Genomic DNA, 2,011 nt, shown 5'->3' on the forward strand with positions numbered 1-2,011 from the left:
TGCGGGGCCGGACGCCGGACCGGATACCGGGGCCCGGCACATCCTCTGAGCGATGCCGGAGCCAGGAGCGGGAGGGCGAGCCCGGGAGCGGAACGGCGGCGGGGCGTACGCCGTCCCCGTCCCCGGGCTCACCGCGGTCACCAGGGCACTCGGCGGCGCACTCCGCGCCGCAGCCGTACCGGCCCGACCCGCACGCGCAGCCCACCACCGTCCGCCAGCACCCGTCCGTACCAGGGCCGGAACCCGCGCAGGCGGCGCACCGGCCCGAGGCCAGGCCGGCCGGGAACCGGCGCCTCGCTGATCCGGCCCGCGTCCTCCCGGCGTGTGTGGAGCGTCCAGTCGCCGCCGTCCAGGGGCAGCGTCACCGAGAACGCGCGGTCGGCGCCCTCCGGGCGGGCGCGCACCGCGCGGCGATCGCCCGACCGGTCCGTGGCCTGCACCAGGATCATCGCGCCGTCCGGGGCGTCGGGTGCCCGGCCCGTGATCCGCAGGGCCAGGCCGCGCCCGGGCGCCCAGGTGGTGCCGGTGATCTCCGGCGCCCCGGCTCGCCCTGGGGCGGTGGGTCCGCCGCGCCAGCGCAGCTCCTCCGCCGGTCCCTTCAGCCGTGTCGCCACTCCGTTGAGCCGGACCTCGGTGATCGTGGCCCCGCGCGGGATCTCGCCGGTGATGTCGAAGACGGAATCGGGCACGTCGGCCTCCGTGTCGCGGAAGAAGGGGTAGCCGGCGTGGACACGGCCCCGCTCCACGGTGGCCTCCGACGGCATCAGCGGGGACGCCAGGCCCGGCGGCTTCGGGGTCCGGCGCCGCTGTGCCGCCGCGTACTCCAGGACGGTCAGCAGCCGTTCGCCGTCTCCGGCCCGCAGCAGCTCGTACTGGAGCCGGACGATCGCGCGCAGCTTCCCCGCCAGAGCCTCGGTGTGCCAGTCGCGCACGAGGTCGGTCAGCTCGGAGAGCATCTTCAGCTGCGCCTCACGGTCCCGCTCGCGCTCGATGAGCATCAGCGCCCGGGGGAGTTCGACGCTCACATGGCGGTGCATCAGATGGTCCCGGCCGGGCCCGGGCGTGGTGTGGCGGCCGACGAGCGGCATCATCCGGGTGAGGATGCGCACCCGGGGCGCCGCCGCCTTCACCAGGTTGGTGGTGTTGCCGCCGTCGTCCCTGCGCAGGACGTACACGCAGTCGTAGCTGGCGAGGACGGAGATCCGGCGGGCGCGGAGGTAGGCCATGGCGGTGAAGGGCTGGTCCTCGCCGGTGGCCATGGTCTCGTCGAAACGCAGGCCGTGCCGCTGGACCAGTTCCCGCCGGTAGAGCTTGGCGGCCGCCAGCGTCCAGTAGACCCTTGAGGTGTAGAGGTCGGCCACCGGCTGGTCGCCGGTGAACATCGAGCTGGGGGCGCCGCGGCCGTTCTCGCCGACGATCTTTCCCAGCACCACGTCGGAGCGCTGCTCGTCGGCGAGGGCGACCAGTCGCTCCAGTGCCTGCGGCCCCAGCCGGTCGTCCGCGTCCAGGAAGTAGAGGTAGCGGCCCCGGGCGTGGCCGATACCGGCGTTCCGCGGCGAGGCCGGGCCGCCGGAGTTCGCCTGGTGGAAGACCCGCACCAGCTCCGGCCGGGCGGCGGCCAGCCGGTCGGCCTCCGGGCCGGTGCCGTCGGTCGACCCGTCGTCGACGACGATCATCTCCATCCGGCCCGGACCGATGCTCTGGGCGAGCACCGACTCGGCGCAACGGGTGAAGTAGGGCATCGCGTTGTAGGCGGCGATGACGACGCTCACATCGATCCGCGTCCCGGGGGCCGTCATGGGGCACCTTCCTCCCGCGGCGGTGCCGCGCTCAGTCGTCGGCCGGAACCGGCGGGGCGACCGCCGGGCGCGCGGGCGCCGGCGGTGCCGGCGGTGCGCCGCGGCGCGGTCCCGAGGTGGGCCGGGCCGTGCCGCCCGTCGTCCCGGAGCTGTGCCGCGTGGCGATTGTCGGCAGGGCGTGCGTGGGGGGTGGGGGCGCCCCGCCGCAGGGG

General features: G+C 75.7%; 1 protein-coding gene. It reads right to left on the reverse strand.

Annotation, left to right across the window (positions count from 1 at the left end):
* Positions 1-137: 137 nt before the first annotated feature.
* The gene (locus E0D90_RS28190; RefSeq protein ID WP_130800242.1) at positions 138-1,799 is read right to left on the reverse strand and encodes a glycosyltransferase family 2 protein; all 1,662 of its coding nucleotides are present in this window, start codon (positions 1,797-1,799) and stop codon (positions 138-140) included.
* Positions 1,800-2,011: the final 212 nt, after the last annotated feature.

The sequence above is a fragment of the Streptomyces otsuchiensis genome (assembly GCF_004305975.1).
Lineage (GTDB): Bacteria > Actinomycetota > Actinomycetes > Streptomycetales > Streptomycetaceae > Streptomyces > Streptomyces otsuchiensis.